This is a genomic window from Vibrio sp. 378 (assembly GCF_033339435.1).
Genome location: NZ_JAWOUO010000205.1, coordinates 1 through 978, shown reverse-complemented (window position 1 = coordinate 978; position 978 = coordinate 1). Strand labels below are relative to the sequence as shown.

At 51.2% G+C, this 978-nt stretch carries 2 protein-coding genes; both read right to left on the bottom strand.

What is annotated here, in order from left to right; genetic code table 11:
• A partial coding sequence (locus R7Q48_RS25175; protein WP_318132864.1) for an ATP-binding cassette domain-containing protein occupies positions 1–723 on the bottom strand: 723 nt, incomplete at its 3' end.
• 9 nt (positions 724–732) lie between these two features.
• A partial coding sequence (locus R7Q48_RS25170) for an oligopeptide/dipeptide ABC transporter ATP-binding protein (RefSeq protein ID WP_411979283.1) occupies positions 733–978 on the bottom strand: 246 nt, incomplete at its 5' end.

Genomic DNA, 978 nt, shown 5'->3' with positions numbered 1-978 from the left:
TCCCACTTCCATTGGTTTGCCAAGGTACATCACCATCACTCGGTCGCTGATATGACGCACAACGCTCAGGTCATGTGCGATCATCACCAGTGTCAGTCCCATTTCTTGTTTAAGGTCGTCGAGCAAATTAATGACCTGCGCTTGAATCGATACATCCAATGCACTGACGGGTTCATCACACACCACTAAGTCCGGATTGAGAATTAAGGCGCGCGCGATGCCAACACGTTGGCACTGACCGCCAGAAAACTCATGCGGATATCGGTTACGTTGGCTTGCCAACAGACCCACTTTGTCCATCATCGCAATGACGCGTTTTTCGACTTCGGCGCGTTTGAGTTGAGGTTGGTGTGTGAGTAACGGCTCTGCGATACATTCTGAAATCGTCAATCTCGGATTGAGGCTCGCCGATGGGTCTTGGAATATCATCTGAAATTCTTGGCGACGACGCGCTAACTTGTTTTTGCTGAAGCCACGCATGTCTTCACCTTTCCAAGTGAGCTTACCGTGCGTGGGTTCAACTAAGCGCAGCAGAGCACGCGCTAAGGTGGATTTTCCGCAGCCTGATTCGCCAACAATGCCGAGCGTTTCGCCTCGATAAACATCCAAATCGATGCCGTTGACGGCTTGTACGATCTTTCTTCGGCTCGGAATGAGGTGTCGCGAAACAGGAAAATGCACTTGCAGGTCGCGAGCGGACAATAACACTTCTTTCTGATTCATAACGTTTCCTTAAGCCGACTGGTGGATGAGTGAAATGCTGCTTTGGGCTTTGACATGGCAGGCGATGGATTGACGACCATTGAGCGGCATAAACTTCGGCGTTTCGGCTTGGCAGCGAGCGAGTCGGTAATCACAGCGATCTCTAAACGGGCAGCCTTGGTGGTTAATCAAGGAGCTCGGTGGATTGCCAGGGATGGTTGGCAAACGAGGCATGTCTTCGGTGATCGACGGAATTGCTCTCAGTAAGCCTTGGGT